The following is a 16,475-nucleotide window of genomic DNA, read 5'->3' as shown; positions in this document are numbered from 1 at the left end:
GAACGAACGCGACTTTGGAATGGCCCTCGCCATCACTTTGATCTCTTCTGTGCGAACAATTCGCTGCTTCGCTCACCGGAAATCATGTCCCAGACACTCGCGATCATCGACTTTCACAGCCACCATGTTCCGGCCAGCTGGCCACTGGCGACGCTGTCGAACTTTCCTGCCAGCCAGCGCGAGCGCTGGGAACGCATCAATGCCCGCCTCGCCGATGCCGGCGCATTGACGCAGGGCATCGACACCGGTGATATCGCCGGCCGTGTCGTCAACATCCCCACGGCGCTGTTCACGCCCGGCCGGCAGGTTCCCGCCGCCGACACGTTCCGGAAGGTCAATGACCAGGTCGCCGCCATCACCGCGGCCCAGCCCGGCCGCCTGCATGGCATTGCGTCCGTCGACGCCTTCGGCGGCGAAGCGGCCGCGAACGAACTGGTCCGCGCAGTGCGCAGCCTCGGACTGCGCGGCGTCTTCCTGGAAAGCGAACAGGACGGCCGCCTGCTCGATGCGCCGGAAGCACGCCCCGTCCTGACGGCGGCCGCCGAACTCGGCATCGCGGTGTTCGCCCATCCGGTCAACCCGAAGGGGCTCACCGAGCAACTCGCCCGTTATGGCCAGGTCGGCACGCTGTTCGCCCGCGGTACGATCAACGCGGCGGCCCTGATCGCCCTGGTCGAAGGCGGGGTCTTCGACGCCCTGCCCGGCCTGCGGGTGGCCTTCACCAATCTGGCGATCGGGGGATTGCTCCATGTCCGGTCGTTCGGACGGCGCGCCGCCGACGGCCAGACCGATATCGGCGTGTTGCTGCGCCGCCATGTCTATATTGACACGATGGGCTTTGATCCGGTGCTGATCCGCGCGGCCGCCGACATCGTCGGCGTCGACCACGTGCTTGCCGGCAGCGACTGGCCCATCGTCAGCGACGAGCCGATTTCCCGCCGTCTCGCCGCATCGCTCACCGCCGCCGGCTTCGACCCGACCGATCAGCAGAAGATCGCCGGCGGCAACACCCGCACGCTGCTCGGCCTCTAGGCCATTGCAGCTGCGCCCGGCGCCTGGCTTCCTTCCCTCGGCCGGCGCCGGGCCTTCCTTTCCGGGGCCGCGCCCAGCGCGGCGAAGCCGCGCCTCCGTGTGGCAGCGACTAGATGTAGGATCCCGGTGGCGGCTCGATACCGTTGAGATAGAAGTTGCCGAGGTGGAACTCCTTCCAGCGCAGCGGATCGTGGAGGGAATGCGTCCGGGCATTGCGCCAGTGCCGATCGAGTCCGTATCGCGCGCGGGTCGCGCGCGCCCCCGTCAACAGGAAGAACTCATCGGCGACCTTCGTCGCGGCTTCGCTTGCGACGATGCGGGCATCGGCGATCGCCATGCGCGCGTCGAGCAGCGTCTGCTGGCCCGGCTCGGCCCGCGCCCGATCGATCAACCGTGCCGCATTTAGCAACGAGACGTGCGCCGTTCGCACCGCCACGCCGAAACGGCCGAAGTCGCGAATGACGAACGGCTCCTTGGCGTGCTCATCATGGGGATTGTTGATCCAGGGGCGGTTGGCCGTCACGATATAGTCGCGCGCATCGCCGAGAACATCCTCGGCAATGCCGACGTCGATCGCCGCATGGATCAGGCTGGCGTTCAGCGCGTAGGATCGCGCGCTGTCGCTCTCCGCGCGCAGCGCGAACACATGCTCGTCCGCGACGAAGGCGCGGTCGAAGATCGTCGTGCCGCTGGCCGTGGTGCGCTGCCCCATTCCATCCCAGTCGTTGACGATCTCGACGCCGTCCTGGCCCCGCGGCACGAAGAACATGTGGGGCTTGGCACCGTCGCCGAGATTGGCCACGAACGGTATCCACTGCGCGAACACCGCGCCCGTCGAATAGTACTTCCGGCCGGTGACGCGCCAGCCACCGGCGACACGCTCGAGCACGTGTTCATAGTCGCCCGGCCGCCGCCGCGTATCCTCCGAATGAGCGTTGCCGATGCGCTCGCCGGCGAGAAAGCGCCGATAGAAGAACTCCGCCTGCTCCGGCGATCCATTGGAGACGACGGGCAGCCAGCAGAAATGGTTCTGCGGAATCTGCCCGATGCTGGCGTCGGCAGCGGCCAGGATGCGAAACGCCTCCGCGACCGTCACCGCCGAGACATTGGCCCCGCCGAACTGCGCGGGCACCGTGATGCCGTAGAATCCCGCGGTGGTCAGCTGCTCGATTTCATCCGCGGGCAGCCGCCCGGTGCGGTCGCGTTCCGCGGCGCCGGCGCGAAACTCCGCCGCCAGCGCTCGAACCGTGGCAAGGGCCTCCTCGTCGCTTCTGATCACATGGACCGGTGACGTGAGGCGAGAGGAGAGCTCGCCCGGCAACGAGGCATCGACACCCCGGGTTGCAGCAAGACTGCGATCGGCGCTCATCGTTCGCTCTCCGTCAGGCCGCGCGGGCCTGCAGGCGCCGCACGCGCGGAATGACCTGCTCGGCAAAACGACGCATGTTGACGTCGAGCGGCTGGAACTGCAGCATGAACAGCTCGATCCCGGCCGCATGAAATTCTACGATACGCCGCGCCACGGTATCGTAACTGCCGACCAGGCGCGCCGATGTCCCGCCATTGGTCCCGACCCGCGCTTCCTTCGCGGCGGTTCTGAACATTTGCGCCTTGGGATCGGCATTGGCCACGAGACGGGCGCGTGCCGGCTTGTCCTGCTCGGAAATGGCGAAGAGATCGACGAGTTCGGCGTCAGCCTCCGCATCGGTGTCCCGGGCGATCACGAACGCCGACATCCCGAAGCGGATCGGCGCGCCACGACGGGGCCTCCTCGCGAGGTCCTGAATCAGCACCTGAACGTCCGCCAATGGCTGGCCATTGATGAAATAGACGTCGGCCGCATCCGCGGCCAGAGCCCGCGCGGGCTCGGATTCGCCGCCGAGATAGATGGTCGGGCGCCGGCGGAAATGGTCGCCCGGCCGCAGCTGATAGCCATCGATCTGAAAGTGCCGGCCATGGAAATCGACCCGCCGGCCAACCATCAAGCCTTCGACGATCTCGACCCACTCCCGGCCGTAGGCATAGCGATCATCATGCTCTGGAAAGCCGATCCCCGCCCGTTCGAGTTCGGGGCGATACCAGCCGTTGACGAGATTGATCGCGAAGCGGCCGCCGCTGATGTTTTCGATCTGCAGCGCCATCTTGGCCAGGACCACCGGATGGATCAACAGCGGCTTGATCGCGGCGATCAGCTCGATCCGCGTGGTCAGCGCTGCGAGGGCCGCCGCGCCGGTCCATGTCTCCAGGAGATCCTGATCATCCCCGCTCGGATGGGTGATGTGCTGCGCCAGCAGCGTGGCATCGTAGCCGAGCGCTTCCGCTTCGAGGATCTGGCGTCGATTGCGCTCCCACGACGCATCCGGCGGATCGAGCGGATGATGACGCGAAGCCCAGCTTCCGTGGGTCAGCGCCCAAACCCCAAACCGCAGAGATGCTCCTGTCACAGCCACAATCCTTCGCCGCCGATATTGTGCTTCAGCGCTGGCCGGCAGGTTCGACGAGGCGACCGTTCGCGGCCGCACCACGAATGCCGCGCATCCTAGGTTCGATCCCGCGGCAGTGGGTTCCAAAGATCAGCCAGCGCGAAGCACCGCCTTTCAATTTGCCGCCGTTTCGCAAAATGGCAGTCCCCGACAAGAGCCGCAAAGCATGCAGCCATGGCGTCGCGCAGCGCCCGCCGGTGCGCGAAAGGCTGCGCTACCTCGGCGGAATTGCCATTGCGGCGCAGCTGTCAGCACATATCCGGCTGCTCGGCCTCTCCGTCGAAGAGAAGGCTGCGCTGGCGGCCTTCCTGCGGACATTGTGACGGCCGCCCCCGGATCACCGTTCGCGGCGCCCGGCCTCAACGCGTCGCGCTGGCCGCCGCTTCGTTCGCGCCGGCACTCGAGGGCGCGATGCTGGCGTTGAACGTGGTCAGGTACAGGTTCTGCGCCGAAACCGGCTGCTTCAGAACGCCCGCAGCCAGAAGAGCGTCGAGGTTGCGTTGCTGCCGGGCATGGAAGCCCTCGTCGATGATCTGCAGTCCCTTGGCGCCGCGCCTGAAGGTCTCCCGGATCGCCGATTCCGTGAACTGGACCTTGGGCGCGACAAGACGCGCCTGCTCGTCGGGGTGGGCCTGGGCCCAGGCGATCGTATCCGCCAGCGCCTGGACAAAGGCCGCAAGTGCCGCCTTCTTCTCTGCAATCACCTTTTCATGCGAGACATAGGGATAGAGATTCTCGATCCCCATGTCGGTTCCGGTCGCGATCAGGCGGGCGCCGGTCTTTTCCACCACATCGGCCATGTTGGGGTCGATCGTATAGTACCCCTCGATCTGACCGGTCTGGAACGCCTTGACCGCCGACGGTCCGGCCAGCTCGACAATTCTGAAGTCGTCCTCCTTCAGCTTCGCCGCCGCGATCTGGTTCTTCACGCCGAGATAGGTGTTGGTCGACTTGAGGAACAGCAGCTGCTTGCCCTTGAGATCGGCGAACGTCTTGTAAGGACTGTCCTTGGCGACCAGCAGGCCGGTGTTCTCCGGATTGGGCTGGGTCACCGCAATCACCCTGACGCCGCCCTTGCTGGCCGCGAAGGACTGCGCCGCCCCGACATCGCCGATCTCGGTAACGTCGAGCTGCCTGCCATTGAAGGCCGTCAGCATGTCGATGAAGTTGGGAAAATACTTGTACTCGATCCTGACGCCGGGCACCTGCACGTCCTTCGCCCACAGCGTGCTGAGATAGCCGAAATTGCGGGGGACGCCGACCGTGAGAACCACCGGATTAGCCGGATCGAGGCCAGGACGGACACCATGGGCGTCCTCGGCTCGCGCGGACGGCCCCGCCGTCGCCAGCACCACGGCGATGGTTGCCGCCGGCAGTGCACCCAGCACGCGACGGCGAGCCAAGTGCATGGACAACAGAATATTCCTGAGATGGTGCACGATCGACTCCTGACGTCTCATGCCGGTGAAAGTTCGGGCGGCGCATGGGCGCCATCGATATCCTCGATGCCGAGGCCGCGCAGGGCGCGCTGACGTGCAGCCTCGAACGATGCGTCGGTCCGTCGCCGCGGGCGCGCAGCCTCGACGGTGTAGAGATCGGCAATGCGGCCGCGATCGAGCACCGCGATGCGGTCCGCCAGCAAGGCGGCCTCTTCAACGTCGTGCGTCACCAGTACGGCCGCAAAGCCCTTGTCGCGCCACAGGTTGTGCACCAGCGCCTGCATGCGCAGCCGCGTCAGCGCATCGAGCGCTCCGAACGGCTCGTCAAGCAGCAGCAGCGCCGGTGTGCGCACCAGGCTGCGCGCCAGCGCGACGCGCTGCGCCTCGCCGCCGGACAGCGTTCCCGGCCACGCCTCGGCATGCGCGGCCAGGCCGACCGCCGTGAGAGCCTGGGTTGCCAGCCGATAGCGCTCTCCACGCGGTCCGGTGATGCCGAATGTCACGTTCTCCCACACCCGCAGCCACGGCAGCAGACGCGCATCCTGGAAACCGAACGCCACCGGCCCGCGCACATGCAGATGGCCGTCCCAGCCGCGGTCGAGACCGCCGAGGGCCCGCAGCAGCGTGCTCTTGCCGCAGCCGCTCTGGCCGACGATGGCCAGAAATTCGCCGGGCGCGATCTCCAGATTGATGTTCTGCAGGACCACACGGCCCTCGAAGGCTCGGCGCAAGCCGCGTAATTCGGCGACCGGAGGCGCAGCGCCGGGCTGGTGTGCACTCATGCCGAGGTAAACTCCACCCGCCAGCGCAGCGTCCGCCATTCGATCACGCGCACGAGCGCCTCCATCACAAGGCCGAGCAGCGCATAGATCACGAGGCCGAGCACAATGACGTCAGTCTCCAGAAACTGTTGCCCTTGCTGGATGAGATACCCGATGCCGGCCTCCGCATTGACCGCTTCGGTCACCACCAGTGACAGCCAGGCAATGCCGAGTGAAAAGCGCAGACCGACAAGAAAGGCCGGCCATGCGCCGGGCAGGATGATCCAGCGCAGGAGACCGCGCCATCCCACGCCGCAGGTCTGCGCCAGCTCGGCATAGCGGCGATCCACTGCCCTGATCCCCTTGTAGAGGTTGAGGTAGATCGGAAAGATCACGCCGATGGCCACAAGACCGATCTTGATCCCCTCGCCGATCCCGAGCCACACGATGAGCAGCGGCAGTAACCCGAGAAAAGGCAGCGCGCGCAGTATCTGCAGCGGAGCATCGATCACCTCCTCGCCGAGGCGGGAGATCCCCGCGACCAGCCCCAGCAAGCCCCCGATCGACACACCGATGGCCAGCCCGATGGCGACGCGCCGGAGCGAAACGAGGATGCCGGGCAGCAGGTCCCCAGACTGCCAGAGCCGCACTCCCGCGGCCCAGACCTCCGCCGGCGACGCCAGCGTCTGGACGTTCACCCAGCCGAACAGCGATGCGCACTGCCAGAGAACGAGAAGCGCCGCGATCACGAGGCTCCTTCGCACGAATGGCGGAGGAAGGAGATGGATCGGGAGCGACCGCCGCTGCGCCACGCCGCCGCCAACCTGCAGCGGCTGCGATGGTGTGGTCGGGATCACATTGTCCAGCACCACGGACGATGTCCGCTGTCTGCCTGCGGAATTCATGACGGCAAAGAACTCATGGCAGCGCAGGACTCGTAGCGGCAGGAGTGAAAGACAACAATGTTGCAACGCGCAGTCATGGCCGCGCATTTCATGCTGCGAGACTTTCTGCAGGCCGGACGCAAGTCAATGCGTTCAGAAAAATGACAAGTTTGTTCCACGCGCGCCGACGCGCAGAGTCGGATTCGGCTGCATGGCATCCGGCGCAGGAAATCCAATTCCCGATGCTGCGCGACCTACTCGGCGCACCTCCGGGAACAGGCCACAGCGAAGACAACCGGCAGTGCACCGACGGCCGGTTTTTCAGACTTCGGTTTAAAGCGCATCCACGTCGATGAGCGGCCCGCGTCTTCGACGCCCAACACCGCGAGCGCCCAGCTGTCCGCTGACGCGGTCGACAAGAGTGACAGAGCCGCGGAGCAGTTCTTTCAACAGATCGCGAGCAGCCGGGCCAGACTGAAGGCGCCCGATGACCACCCGGTGCTCAACCTTCAGATGGCCACCCGTGCGGAGGCCGTTTACCAGGAATCGCTTCTGCAAAGGGGCGAGGCCTCCCTGGCCCGGCGGAACGCGAAATCGACCCTGGACAGCATCAACGTCGAACTCAGGAACATCGAGGACGAAGCCGATCGTTCACAGAAGGCGAAGGATGCGGCTGCGCGCGCGGAAAGCGAAGTGCCTGAGATCGGCTATGTCGCGGATGTCGTGAGGAAACAGGTCGAAGCGCTGGCGAAAACCATCAAGGGATTCCCGACGACCAGGCTCCATCCTCCGATTGACGCCCTCAGTCAATCGACCCAATTCATCCTCACCTGCGGTGCCAGCATCTCACCGAAGCCGCGGAGGTCAGCGACCTCCGCATCGATTCCAGCCGCGCCCGGCGTCGCCGAAGCCGATGCATCCCGTGTCGGTCACCGCGACGGTGTCCTCCAGCTTGACATAGCCACGCGTCGGATGGGCGATCGCGGTTTCGATCGAGATCACCATGCCGCTCTCGATGCTGCGGTTCTCGTCGTAGCCGGGATACGGCACGAACCCCGTCCCCGTCAGGCGCGGCGCTTCGTGGCTGATCAGCCCCATGCCGTGAGCCGTGAACGCCATCCGCGCCCTGTTCGGCGACCGGCCGACGGCGCTCTCGCCGGCAGCAATGATGCTGCCGCCGGGCACACCGGATCGCACCGCCCGGCGCGTCGCCTGCTGAACATCCTCGACCTCGGCGAGCAGGTCCTCAAGCTCCGCGTCGGGCTGCCCCAGAATTCCCATGCGGCAGAGATCGCCGATGTAGCCGCGATAGTTGCCGCCGGAATCGATCGACAGGATGTCGCCGCTCGCCAGCCGCTGGCCGGACGGCGAGCGGTTGTGATCGGCGCCTGCCGTGATCAGGCAGTATTCGAAGGTCAGGTCGCGCTGGAATTCCTGGCGGCGCAGCTCGGCGACGATGTCGAGCTTCGACATGCCCGGTTCGACGCGGGCGAATGTCGTCAGCATGGCATCGACGACGCGCTCCGATGCTTGGCGCAGCAGCTCCAGCTCTGCCTCGCTCTTGCGCGCGCGCAGCCGTTCCAGCGGCAGATGGGCATCGACGATCGTCGCAGCAGGGAGTTCTTCCATCAGGACGGCATGCGCGTCCGCCGGCAGAAAGCTCATCTCGACACCGATCCGTCCCTTGCCCGCGCCGATGGCACGGATGTGCCGCGCGGCGGCGGTGATCGCGTCACGGCTGCCCCAGCTCGAGGTATCGACGGTCGGCAGCCAGAACTTGTCGAGCTGCTTCTCGTAGATCTCGAGCGCATTGGCAAAATAGGCGGCGTTGCCGGGACGCCCCTTCTGGTAAACCACGGCCGGCAGGTAGCGGCTGATCCCGATCGCGTCCATGTAGTGGAAGAAGAAGAACTGATATCCGCCGAGCAGATACTGCACATTGTGCTTTGACGTCAGCACGACGACGTCGAGCCCCGCGTCGTCCATCAGCCGGTCCAGAAGGCCGGTATCGAAGGGGGCAGCGCGTCCGCGCGCGGCAACGTCGTCCAGGATCGTGGTCATGTCGTCCTCTTTCAACACTGAGCTTGTCTCTGCCGGGATCAGTCGAGGCTCGCGGCATAATCGGCCCGCGCCGTCTTCCGGATAATGTCCCCATGGGTGACGCCCGCCTCGGGCGTGCATGCCGGATGTTCGTCACCGTTCTCCAGAAATGCGCCGAGCCGCTGGGCGAACGACACCGCGCTCTGCCCGAGGGGCAGCCGTTCGTCCTGATAGCGGCCAAGCCCCGCCATGACCCCTTCGTTCGCCGAGACCGCCTGCGCCAGCGCCTGCGCATCCTCCCCGGCCTTCAGCACGCCGATCCCGACATGGGGGCGCGCGACAAAGGCCGCGTCGCCGATCAACGCCACGCGTCCGAACACGAGTTGCTCGGATCGGACATCATAGATCGGCTGGAACAGCAGTTGAGACGTCTGGTGCACGACATCGGCGAACTGCGGCGGCAGCAGCGCGCGCGCGTCGTCGCGGAGCCGGTCGAGATGCGTGCGGCGGATCAGCGGCGGCGGAATCGATCCCTCGTGCAGGCGGCCGCGCTCGTCCGTCAGCAGGTCGCGCAGCTCCTGATGCTCGCTGGCGCGGCGATACCACAGGAAATTATAGCGCCGCGTGCCGACCGCAACCGCTTCGTCGGCCCCGGGGATCGGATAGCCGACCAGTTCGCCGTTCCGCGGAAAGCAGAAGCCGAACCACTGGAACAGCTCCTGGCGGTGACCTTCGGGGATGTCGGCCTCGTCGACGAGGCCGCGCCAGGCGACGTAGCCGCTGTAGCGCGGCACGATATCGGGAGCAAAGATCCGGCGAACGGTCGAGCGGATGCCATCCGCGCCGATCAGCAGGTCGCCCTCGACAGCCGCGCCATCGGCGAAGCGCGCCGTCACCTCATGCGCGCTCTGGGTGACCTCGACCAGTTCGCGCCCGGCATGATAGCGCGCAGCCGGAAAGGCCTGCTTGAGCAGGGAGTAGACACGGCTCCAAGACGTCAGCTGCTGTGGATAGGAAAAGCGCTCGATCGCCTCGCCATCCAGACCATAGGCCGCGCGGCCGATGACCGGGACGCCGATCGAGCGGTCGTCCCGGATGCCGGCCGCCGCCAACAATGGCAAGCTCTGCGGATGGGCCGCGATCCCCGCGCCGCGCGCCGACAGGGAATCGCCGACACGCTCGTACAGATCGACCTGCCATCCCATGCGGTGCAGGATATTGCCGGCGAACAGGCCCGCCATCGATCCGCCGATGATGACAGCCCTGCGGCCGGTGTTGCCCGGTCCAGTCATAAGTCGCTCCCTAGGTCTGGTCGAACGCGCGGCTCAAAAAGCCGCGCGGGGACGGATGCGGCGCGTGTCAGTGCCGCACCGCAAACCGCTCCACGAAGTCCGGGCGGATCGTCAGGCCGAGCCCGGGGCGGTCCGGCACCTCGACCATGCCGTCGGAGACTTCCGGGCTCTCCTCGACGAGTTCGTGCAGCAGCGGATTGGCGCCGAGCGAATATTCCAGGATGTAGCCGCAGGACGAGGCCGCCGCGAGATGGAGCCCGGCCGCGAATGCGGTCGCGCCCGTCCACAGATGCGGCGCGAGGCGCAGGCCATAGGCGCTGGCGATCGCGGCAATCCGCATGCCTTCGGTCAGGCCGCCGCAGATGGCGAGATCCGGCTGCAGGATGTCGACACAGCGCCGCTCGGCGAGATCGAGGAAATCGAAGCGGCTGAACTCGCTTTCGCCGGCGGCGATGGCGATACTGGTGCTGCCCCTCACCTCCGCATAGCCGCGGCGGTCGTCGGCGGTCACCGGCTCCTCGAACCAGGCGACGTCGCAGTCCTCGACCAGGCGGCAGAACGCCTTGGCTTCCGGCACGTCGAATGTGCCATGGGCATCGCACATCAGCATCACGTCGCCGCCGAGCGCCGCACGGGCCGCGCGAACGCGCTCGGCCGAACGGCGCGCCGAGCCGTCGATGACGCCGACCCGCATCTTGACGGCCTTGAAGCCGCCCTTCTCGACATAGCCGGCAAGCTGCTCGCCGATGCGCGCGACGTCCTGCCAGCCGCCCGACGCGTAGGCCGGCATGCGGGGCGCCCGCCGGCCGCCGATCAGCCGCCACACCGGCGCGCCCAGCGACTTGCCGAGAATGTCCCACAGCGCGATGTCGATGCCGCCGATCGCCGACACCGTCACGCCGCGGCGGCCGAGGATCGGAAAGCCCCGTCCGCGCGCCAGCGCGTAGTGATCGCGCGTGCCGTTGTACATCCGGTCCCAGAGCCGCGAGATATCCCGCGGGTCCTCGCCGATCAGGAGCGGCCCGAGCCGCTCGTTGATCGCCGCCTGCAGGGTGCGGTAGTTGCCGGAGCTGCCGACCTCCTCCTTCGCCTCGCCATAGCCTACGATGCCGCATTCCGTCTCGACCCGGACCAGCACGCAGTCGAACGACGTGACGCGGCCGAAATCGCTGACATGCTGCTGCGCCTCGGGAATCGGCACATGAATCCACTCGGCCCGAACTGACTTGATTTTCATTTATTCTCTCCGACAAGCCGCTTGCGCGGGATTTAGTGCCGACGCCGATCCCAGATCTCGGGATTGACGAGATAGCGCGGGCGCTCGCCGCGCAGGATCTGCAGCGCCTGGGACAGCGCGAGCTCGCCCATCTTGCGCATGCTCGCGTCCGTGATGCCCGCCATGTGCGGGGTGACGATGAGCCGTTCGGTCTGCCAGAACGGATGATCGCGTGGCAGGGGCTGCTCGACGAAGACATCGAGCGCCGCTCCCGCGATCGTTCCCGCGCTCAGCGCCGCAAGCAGCGCCGCCTCGGAGACGACAGGCCCGCGCGCGACATTGATGAGACAGGCAGATCGCTTCATCCGCGCGAGCTGCGGCGCGCCGATCAGGCCGCGGGTCTGCGGCGTGAGCGGACAGCACAGCACGACGAAATCGCTGCGCGCGAGCAGCTCGTCGAGGTCGGCGTAGACGACCGTCTCGGGATAGCTCTGCTGCTGCGGCCCCGTGCCCAGCACCTCCATGCCGAGACCATGGCGGCAGATGCCGGCAATCGTCGCCCCGACATTGCCGACACCGACAATGCCGACCGTGCGCTCGAACAGCTCGAGGCCATGCTCGGCAAAGCTGCGCGCGCCCAGCCAGTCACGTTCTGCGACGGCGCGCTGGACGCGTGGATGGCGTCGCGCCAGAGCAACCATCTGCCCGACGCAATGCTCGGCGACGGAACGGGCATTCACGGCGGGCGCGTTGGCCACCGGAACATGCGCGCGGGTGGCCGCCTCGAGCGGGATCATGTCGAGCCCCGCGCCATGCCGGACCGCGGCGCGCAGGCGCCTGGCCGAAGCGAAGATGTCCTCCGGCAGCGGGGCCCTGACAATGATGGCGTCGGCATCACGGCAGCAGCCGCGCAGGGTGTCGGCGTCCGTTGCCGGAGCGACCACGAAATCGGCCTGTGCGGCATAGGCCTGCTGGACGGCAGGATGCAGGGGATGGGTCAATACGATTGTTGGCAGCGTCATGGCGGTCACCAGCATCACTCCTCGACAACACCCAGGCGGCGGCCGCGGACCTGGTCCACGGTTACCGCCAGCAGCAGCAGCAGGCCGTTGGCGCACATCTGATAGAAGGTCGGCACCGCCAGCAGCGCCATGCCGTTGTTCAGCGTGCCGATGATCAGCAGGCCGATCGCCGTGCGCGACAGCGCGCCGTCACCGCCCGCAAGGCTCGTTCCGCCGAGCAGCACCGCAGTGACCACGAGAATCTCGTAGGTCGTCGCGGCGCTTGGAATCGCGGTGCCGGACTGACAGGCGAGCAGCACGCCCGAGATCGCCGCGGCCATGCCGCTGGCCACGAACAGCCAGAAGCGGATGGCGATCACCGGCAGCCCCGCAAGCCGCGCCGCGCGGGGATTGGCGCCGGCGGCGAAGATCGCGCGGCCGGCGACGGTATGAACGGCGGTGACATGACAGCACAGGAAGGCGACCGCGAGGATCAGCACCGACACCGGAACGCCGAGCACGCGCCCGTCGCCGAGGAAGAGCATGCCCTCGTCCTGGATGAGCGTCGTCTGTCCGTCGGTCAGGATGAACGCCAGGCCGCGAAACAGCGACAGCGTGCCGATCGTGACAATGATCGGGTTGATGCCGATGAAGGCCGCGAGAGCGCCGTTGACGGCGCCGCAGATGCCGCCGACCACCAGCCCCAGGGCCATCGCGGCCGGCGCCGAGACGCCATGCTTCTCGATCAGCAGCGCCACCACGACACCGACGAGCGCGGCGATCGAGCCGACGGAGAGATCGATGCTGCGCCCGATGATCGACAGCGTCGACATCGCCGCCATGATGCCCAGCACCGAGATGGACAGAAACAGGTTCGACAGGTTCGCCGCCGTGAAGAAGAACGGCGTCAGGACGTGGAATGCAGCGCCCAGCAGGATCAGCACCGCGGCGAGACTGATCGTCCGCGGCTCGACCGCCTGCCCGGGAAGGCGCAAGATCGATGACATCATTGCTATTCTCCTGTCTCAGCTCGCTGCCGCGATCAGCGCGGCTTCACCGAGACTGTTCTTGGAAAGGTTGGCGGCCATCGCGCCGGACCGCACGACGACAGCGCGATCGCAGACGCGGGCGATCTCTTCGGCATCGGTGGAGTTGACGATGCAGGCGCCTCCTCCAGCCGCGAATTGCCGCAGCAGGCGATAGATCTCGGTGCGCGCGCCGATGTCGACGCCGCGGCTCGGCTCGTCCAGATAAAGAAGCGAGATCGATCGCGTCGCCCATTTGGCGATCGACACTTTTTGTTGGTTGCCGCCGGACAGCTCGCCGACCGCCTGATCGACCGAAGCGCAGCGCACGCCGTAGCGCCGGCTGAGCTCGGCAGCCCGCCGGTGATGCTCCCGCCGGCGCACGAACCCCCATCGCGACAGCGACGACCATGCCGTCATGAACAGATTGTCCTTGACGCTGAGGCGCAGGGCGAGGCCCGCGCCTTTGCGGTCGGCGGGCACGAAGCCGATCCCCCAGGACAGCGCCTCGCCGGGGTGGCGCGGCGCGCGCGCCCGGCCGAGAATCTCGAACCGCCCCGCCTGCACCGGCCGCAGGCCGAACAAGGCATCGCCGACGAGCTGCTGTCCGGCGCCGAGCAGGCCGAACAGTCCGACGATTTCGCCGGCCCGCACCTGAAGGTCGAAGCCACTCAGGCCTTCGTCGAGGCAGAGCTTCTCGATATCGACAATGCGTGCGCCTGCTGGAGCCGGTTGCGAATCCGCGGCATCGGCCGCAAGCGAACGCCCCAGCATGTGGCCGATGATCGTCTCCTTGGGCGCCTGCGCGATCGGCGCGGTGAATACCCGCCGGCCTTCACGCATCACCGTCACACGGTCCGCGATCGCCTGGATTTCGTCGAGGCGATGGGACACGTAGACGACGGCGATGCCCTGCTGGGTCAGCTCGCGGATGATGGCGAACAGGCGGGCGACCTCGCGCGGCGGCAGCGCCGCCGTCGGCTCGTCCATGATGACGACCCGGCTCCTGCGCGTCAGCGTCCTGGCGATCTCGACGACCTGCCGATCGCTGACCGACAGTGAAGACACCGCGGCGCGTGGATCGATGGCGACGCCGAGGCGCTTCAGCGCCTGCTCCGCCGCGGCGATCATCGCCGCGCGGCGCGCGATGCCATGGCGCGCCAGAGGCTGGCCCAGGAAGATGTTCTCATAGACCGGCAGCGCTTCGGCGAGCTCAAGCTCCTGATGGATGGTCTGGATGCCGAGCGACTGCGCCGTGGCGACCGAGCCGATGACGGCATCGGCGCCATCGAACCTGACAATGCCGCCGTCGGGCCGGATGAAGCCGGACAGCACCTTGATCAGGGTCGACTTGCCGGCGCCGTTGGCGCCGAGCAGCGCATGGACTTCTCCGGGGTAAAGGCTGAAGTCGGCGCCGCCGAGGGCGACGATGCCGCCAAAGCGCTTCTCCAGCCCGATGACCTCGACGATCGGTGTCATCGCGTCACGCCGGATAGTACTGGGCGACATTGGCCGGCGTCAGCATCAGTTGCTGCGGCGGATGGATGAGATCGGGCAGCTCGGTCCTGGCGGCGATCTTCGCCGCGAGATCCAGCAGCGTCTCCCCCCATGTCTCGGGAAACGACGTGAACGTGCCGATGAAGGCGCCATCCTTGCGCAGTTCCGGCAGCACGGCGGCGTCGCCGCCGAACGAGGAGATGACGATGTCGCCTTCGCGCCCGGCGGCACGCGCCGCCGCCAGCGCGCCGATCGCCATCGCATCGACATGGGTATAGATCGCGATCTTGCCGGGATTGCGCGTGAGATAGTCGGCCGTGATCTGCCGGGCCGCGCCCGGATCGTTCTTGGTCGAATGAATCTCGGTGGCGATATCCGCCTTGATTTTCTTCAAGCCGACCTCGACCGCCCCCTGGCGCTCGAGGAACAGCGGTCCGCCTTCGGGATAGGACAGGATCAGCGCCCTCGTCGTCCCGCCCCAGCGCTTGCCCGCCTGTTCGGCGGCAGCCACACCCGCATCGAAGCCGGCCTTGTAGTTGTCGACCGCATAGAGCGGATAGCCCGGCAACCGCACCTGAATGCCGAGGCAGGGAATGCCGGCCTCGCGCACGATCCGGGCCACCTGCTGGTTGGCCGCCGGCACGATCTGGTACTCGAGAAAGACATCCGGCCGCAGCGTCGCGACATTGCGCGCGATATCGACGGCGCGGGCCGCATCCTGCTTGTTGTCGAAATAGAGCATCTCGACATCCGGACGACCCTTCGCGGTTGCCTGAAAACCCTTGAGCACGGCCGCGCCAAAACTGCTCTCATCGTTGAAGTTGGCAAAGGCGATGCGCAGCTTCTTCGCCTGCGCCAGAGACGCCCCACCACCCAGGACGGCCATGCCAGCCGCCATGCCCAGGAAACCACGCCTGTTCATCACTTCCTCCCGCGATTTTTGTTGTGTGTTACGGCTGACTGTCGGTCAGCGTATTCGTCCAGTAGTCCTCGACGCGCTGCAGATGCCGCACCACGAGCTGCTCGGTTGCGGCCTCGTCCTGCGCGATCACCGCCTTGACGATCGCGCCATGCTCGGCATGGGATCGCTTCGCCTGCGCCGCATCTTGAAAGAAGGTGCGCCGGCGCGTGGCCGAGATCAGGTAGAACGGCGTGACGATGCGCAGGAACGCGCTGTTGTGCGCGGCGCGGATGAGAGCGAGATGAAAATTCACGTCCTCGTCGGCGATGCTGTCCCCGGCATCGAGCTTCTGCTGCGTCGCTGCCAGCACCGCGTCGAGATTGGCGATGTCGTCATCGGTCCGCCGGCGGCATGCCAGAATCGCGGTCTGGACTTCGAGGATACGCCGCGCCTCGACGAGGTCGGTCACCTCCTCCTGGGACAGCGGCAACCCGAGATCCGACTGCATGACCAACGCATCGATGCTGCTGTCGGACAGATTCTCGCGAAGATAGATGCCGGAGTTGGGCTTGCGCACGGTGATGCGCAGCACATCGAGGATCGCGACGGCTTCGCGAACCGCATTGCGGGCAACCCCGAAACGCTCGGCCAGCTCGCGTTCGGACGGCAGGCGATCACCCTTGCCCAGCCGATGATAGCGGGCGTGCTCGATCAACTTGCGGACGGTGGAAACGGAGTCGTTCTCTCGCTCTCGGATCATCTTGGCAGGTCCAAATTGGTATAACCACAATGGTAAATCCAATCTGACGAGTCAAGCGGCATTTTCCCGGCCACCGCCAGGATCTAACGAACACCTTGTTACTGACATGAATTCTCGTGCGGCCGGCCGCGAGCCTCCTCGCCC

At 66.6% G+C, this 16,475-nt stretch carries 15 protein-coding genes; 2 read left to right on the top strand and 13 right to left on the bottom strand.

The window, feature by feature from the left end:
* The first annotated feature begins 84 nt into the window (after positions 1–84).
* On the top strand, positions 85–1,032 hold the full coding sequence (locus tag JQ639_RS33340; RefSeq protein WP_211964491.1) for an amidohydrolase family protein: 948 nt from the start codon (positions 85–87) through the stop codon (positions 1,030–1,032).
* A 109-nt stretch (positions 1,033–1,141) separates the two neighbouring features.
* On the opposite strand, the gene JQ639_RS33335 is transcribed toward JQ639_RS33340, so the two are convergent.
* Positions 1,142–2,401, bottom strand: coding sequence for an SfnB family sulfur acquisition oxidoreductase (locus JQ639_RS33335; protein ID WP_211964489.1), 1,260 nt, complete (start codon positions 2,399–2,401; stop codon positions 1,142–1,144).
* 13 nt (positions 2,402–2,414) lie between these two features.
* Positions 2,415–3,476, bottom strand: coding sequence for an LLM class flavin-dependent oxidoreductase (locus JQ639_RS33330; protein ID WP_349644669.1), 1,062 nt, complete (start codon positions 3,474–3,476; stop codon positions 2,415–2,417).
* Between JQ639_RS33330 and JQ639_RS33325 the strand changes: the two genes are divergently transcribed.
* Positions 3,464–3,838, top strand: a complete 375-nt coding sequence (locus tag JQ639_RS33325; protein WP_211964485.1) for a hypothetical protein — start codon at positions 3,464–3,466, stop codon at positions 3,836–3,838. The two genes, JQ639_RS33330 and JQ639_RS33325, sit on opposite strands and share 13 nt — an antisense overlap.
* A 36-nt stretch (positions 3,839–3,874) precedes the next feature.
* On the opposite strand, the gene JQ639_RS33320 is transcribed toward JQ639_RS33325, so the two are convergent.
* From JQ639_RS33320 to JQ639_RS33270, 11 genes are all read right to left on the bottom strand, one after another.
* The gene (locus tag JQ639_RS33320) at positions 3,875–4,924 is read right to left on the bottom strand and encodes an ABC transporter substrate-binding protein (protein WP_249122985.1); all 1,050 of its coding nucleotides are present in this window, start codon (positions 4,922–4,924) and stop codon (positions 3,875–3,877) included.
* A gap of 47 nt (positions 4,925–4,971) precedes the next feature.
* Entirely contained in the window at positions 4,972–5,736 is a 765-nt protein-coding gene (locus tag JQ639_RS33315; RefSeq protein ID WP_211964481.1) for an ABC transporter ATP-binding protein, read from the bottom strand.
* Positions 5,733–6,587 carry an ABC transporter permease gene (locus JQ639_RS33310; RefSeq protein ID WP_211964479.1) on the bottom strand — a complete coding sequence of 285 codons (855 nt, stop codon included), beginning with the start codon at positions 6,585–6,587 and terminating at the stop codon, positions 5,733–5,735. Before JQ639_RS33310 ends, JQ639_RS33315 begins: the two co-directional genes overlap by 4 nt.
* 876 nt (positions 6,588–7,463) lie before the next feature.
* A complete protein-coding gene (locus JQ639_RS33305) occupies positions 7,464–8,648 on the bottom strand; it encodes a M24 family metallopeptidase (RefSeq protein WP_371745025.1) in 1,185 nt (394 codons plus the stop codon).
* Positions 8,649–8,698: 50 nt separating this feature from the next.
* Positions 8,699–9,931 (bottom strand): FAD binding domain-containing protein, encoded by a 1,233-nt coding sequence (locus JQ639_RS33300; RefSeq protein WP_211964477.1) that lies wholly within the window; start codon positions 9,929–9,931, stop codon positions 8,699–8,701.
* A 67-nt stretch (positions 9,932–9,998) separates the two neighbouring features.
* Positions 9,999–11,168, bottom strand: a complete 1,170-nt coding sequence (locus JQ639_RS33295; RefSeq protein ID WP_211964475.1) for a mandelate racemase/muconate lactonizing enzyme family protein — start codon at positions 11,166–11,168, stop codon at positions 9,999–10,001.
* A 32-nt stretch (positions 11,169–11,200) separates the two neighbouring features.
* A complete protein-coding gene (locus tag JQ639_RS33290; protein ID WP_211964473.1) occupies positions 11,201–12,169 on the bottom strand; it encodes an NAD(P)-dependent oxidoreductase in 969 nt (322 codons plus the stop codon).
* A gap of 14 nt (positions 12,170–12,183) precedes the next feature.
* A complete protein-coding gene (locus JQ639_RS33285; RefSeq protein WP_211964471.1) occupies positions 12,184–13,158 on the bottom strand; it encodes an ABC transporter permease in 975 nt (324 codons plus the stop codon).
* Positions 13,159–13,173: 15 nt separating this feature from the next.
* Positions 13,174–14,652: a sugar ABC transporter ATP-binding protein gene (locus JQ639_RS33280; RefSeq protein WP_211964469.1), complete on the bottom strand. Its 1,479-nt coding sequence runs from the start codon at positions 14,650–14,652 to the stop codon at positions 13,174–13,176.
* A gap of 4 nt (positions 14,653–14,656) precedes the next feature.
* Complete coding sequence (locus JQ639_RS33275; protein ID WP_211964467.1) at positions 14,657–15,592, bottom strand: sugar ABC transporter substrate-binding protein; 936 nt, start codon at positions 15,590–15,592, stop codon at positions 14,657–14,659.
* A 28-nt stretch (positions 15,593–15,620) separates the two neighbouring features.
* Complete coding sequence (locus tag JQ639_RS33270; protein WP_211964465.1) at positions 15,621–16,331, bottom strand: FadR/GntR family transcriptional regulator; 711 nt, start codon at positions 16,329–16,331, stop codon at positions 15,621–15,623.
* Between the last annotated feature and the right edge of the window lie 144 nt (positions 16,332–16,475).

It is taken from the genome of Bradyrhizobium sp. U87765 SZCCT0048, assembly GCF_018131225.1.
Lineage (GTDB): Bacteria > Pseudomonadota > Alphaproteobacteria > Rhizobiales > Xanthobacteraceae > Bradyrhizobium_A.
This window is presented reverse-complemented; position numbering and strand designations above follow the sequence as displayed.

What these genes read in the sequence shown, in the direction of transcription:
- JQ639_RS33340 (WP_211964491.1), top strand. Translation starts at nt 85, where the DNA reads ATGTCCCAGACACTCGCGATCATCGACTTTCACAGCCACCATGTTCCG.
- JQ639_RS33335 (WP_211964489.1), bottom strand. Translation starts at nt 2,401, where the DNA reads ATGAGCGCCGATCGCAGTCTTGCTGCAACCCGGGGTGTCGATGCCTCG.
- JQ639_RS33325 (WP_211964485.1), top strand. Translation starts at nt 3,464, where the DNA reads ATGCTCCTGTCACAGCCACAATCCTTCGCCGCCGATATTGTGCTTCAG.
- JQ639_RS33320 (WP_249122985.1), bottom strand. Translation starts at nt 4,924, where the DNA reads ATGCACTTGGCTCGCCGTCGCGTGCTGGGTGCACTGCCGGCGGCAACC.
- JQ639_RS33315 (WP_211964481.1), bottom strand. Translation starts at nt 5,736, where the DNA reads ATGAGTGCACACCAGCCCGGCGCTGCGCCTCCGGTCGCCGAATTACGC.
- JQ639_RS33300 (WP_211964477.1), bottom strand. Translation starts at nt 9,931, where the DNA reads ATGACTGGACCGGGCAACACCGGCCGCAGGGCTGTCATCATCGGCGGA.
- JQ639_RS33295 (WP_211964475.1), bottom strand. Translation starts at nt 11,168, where the DNA reads ATGAAAATCAAGTCAGTTCGGGCCGAGTGGATTCATGTGCCGATTCCC.
- JQ639_RS33290 (WP_211964473.1), bottom strand. Translation starts at nt 12,169, where the DNA reads ATGACGCTGCCAACAATCGTATTGACCCATCCCCTGCATCCTGCCGTC.
- JQ639_RS33285 (WP_211964471.1), bottom strand. Translation starts at nt 13,158, where the DNA reads ATGATGTCATCGATCTTGCGCCTTCCCGGGCAGGCGGTCGAGCCGCGG.
- JQ639_RS33280 (WP_211964469.1), bottom strand. Translation starts at nt 14,652, where the DNA reads ATGACACCGATCGTCGAGGTCATCGGGCTGGAGAAGCGCTTTGGCGGC.
- JQ639_RS33275 (WP_211964467.1), bottom strand. Translation starts at nt 15,592, where the DNA reads ATGAACAGGCGTGGTTTCCTGGGCATGGCGGCTGGCATGGCCGTCCTG.
- JQ639_RS33270 (WP_211964465.1), bottom strand. Translation starts at nt 16,331, where the DNA reads ATGATCCGAGAGCGAGAGAACGACTCCGTTTCCACCGTCCGCAAGTTG.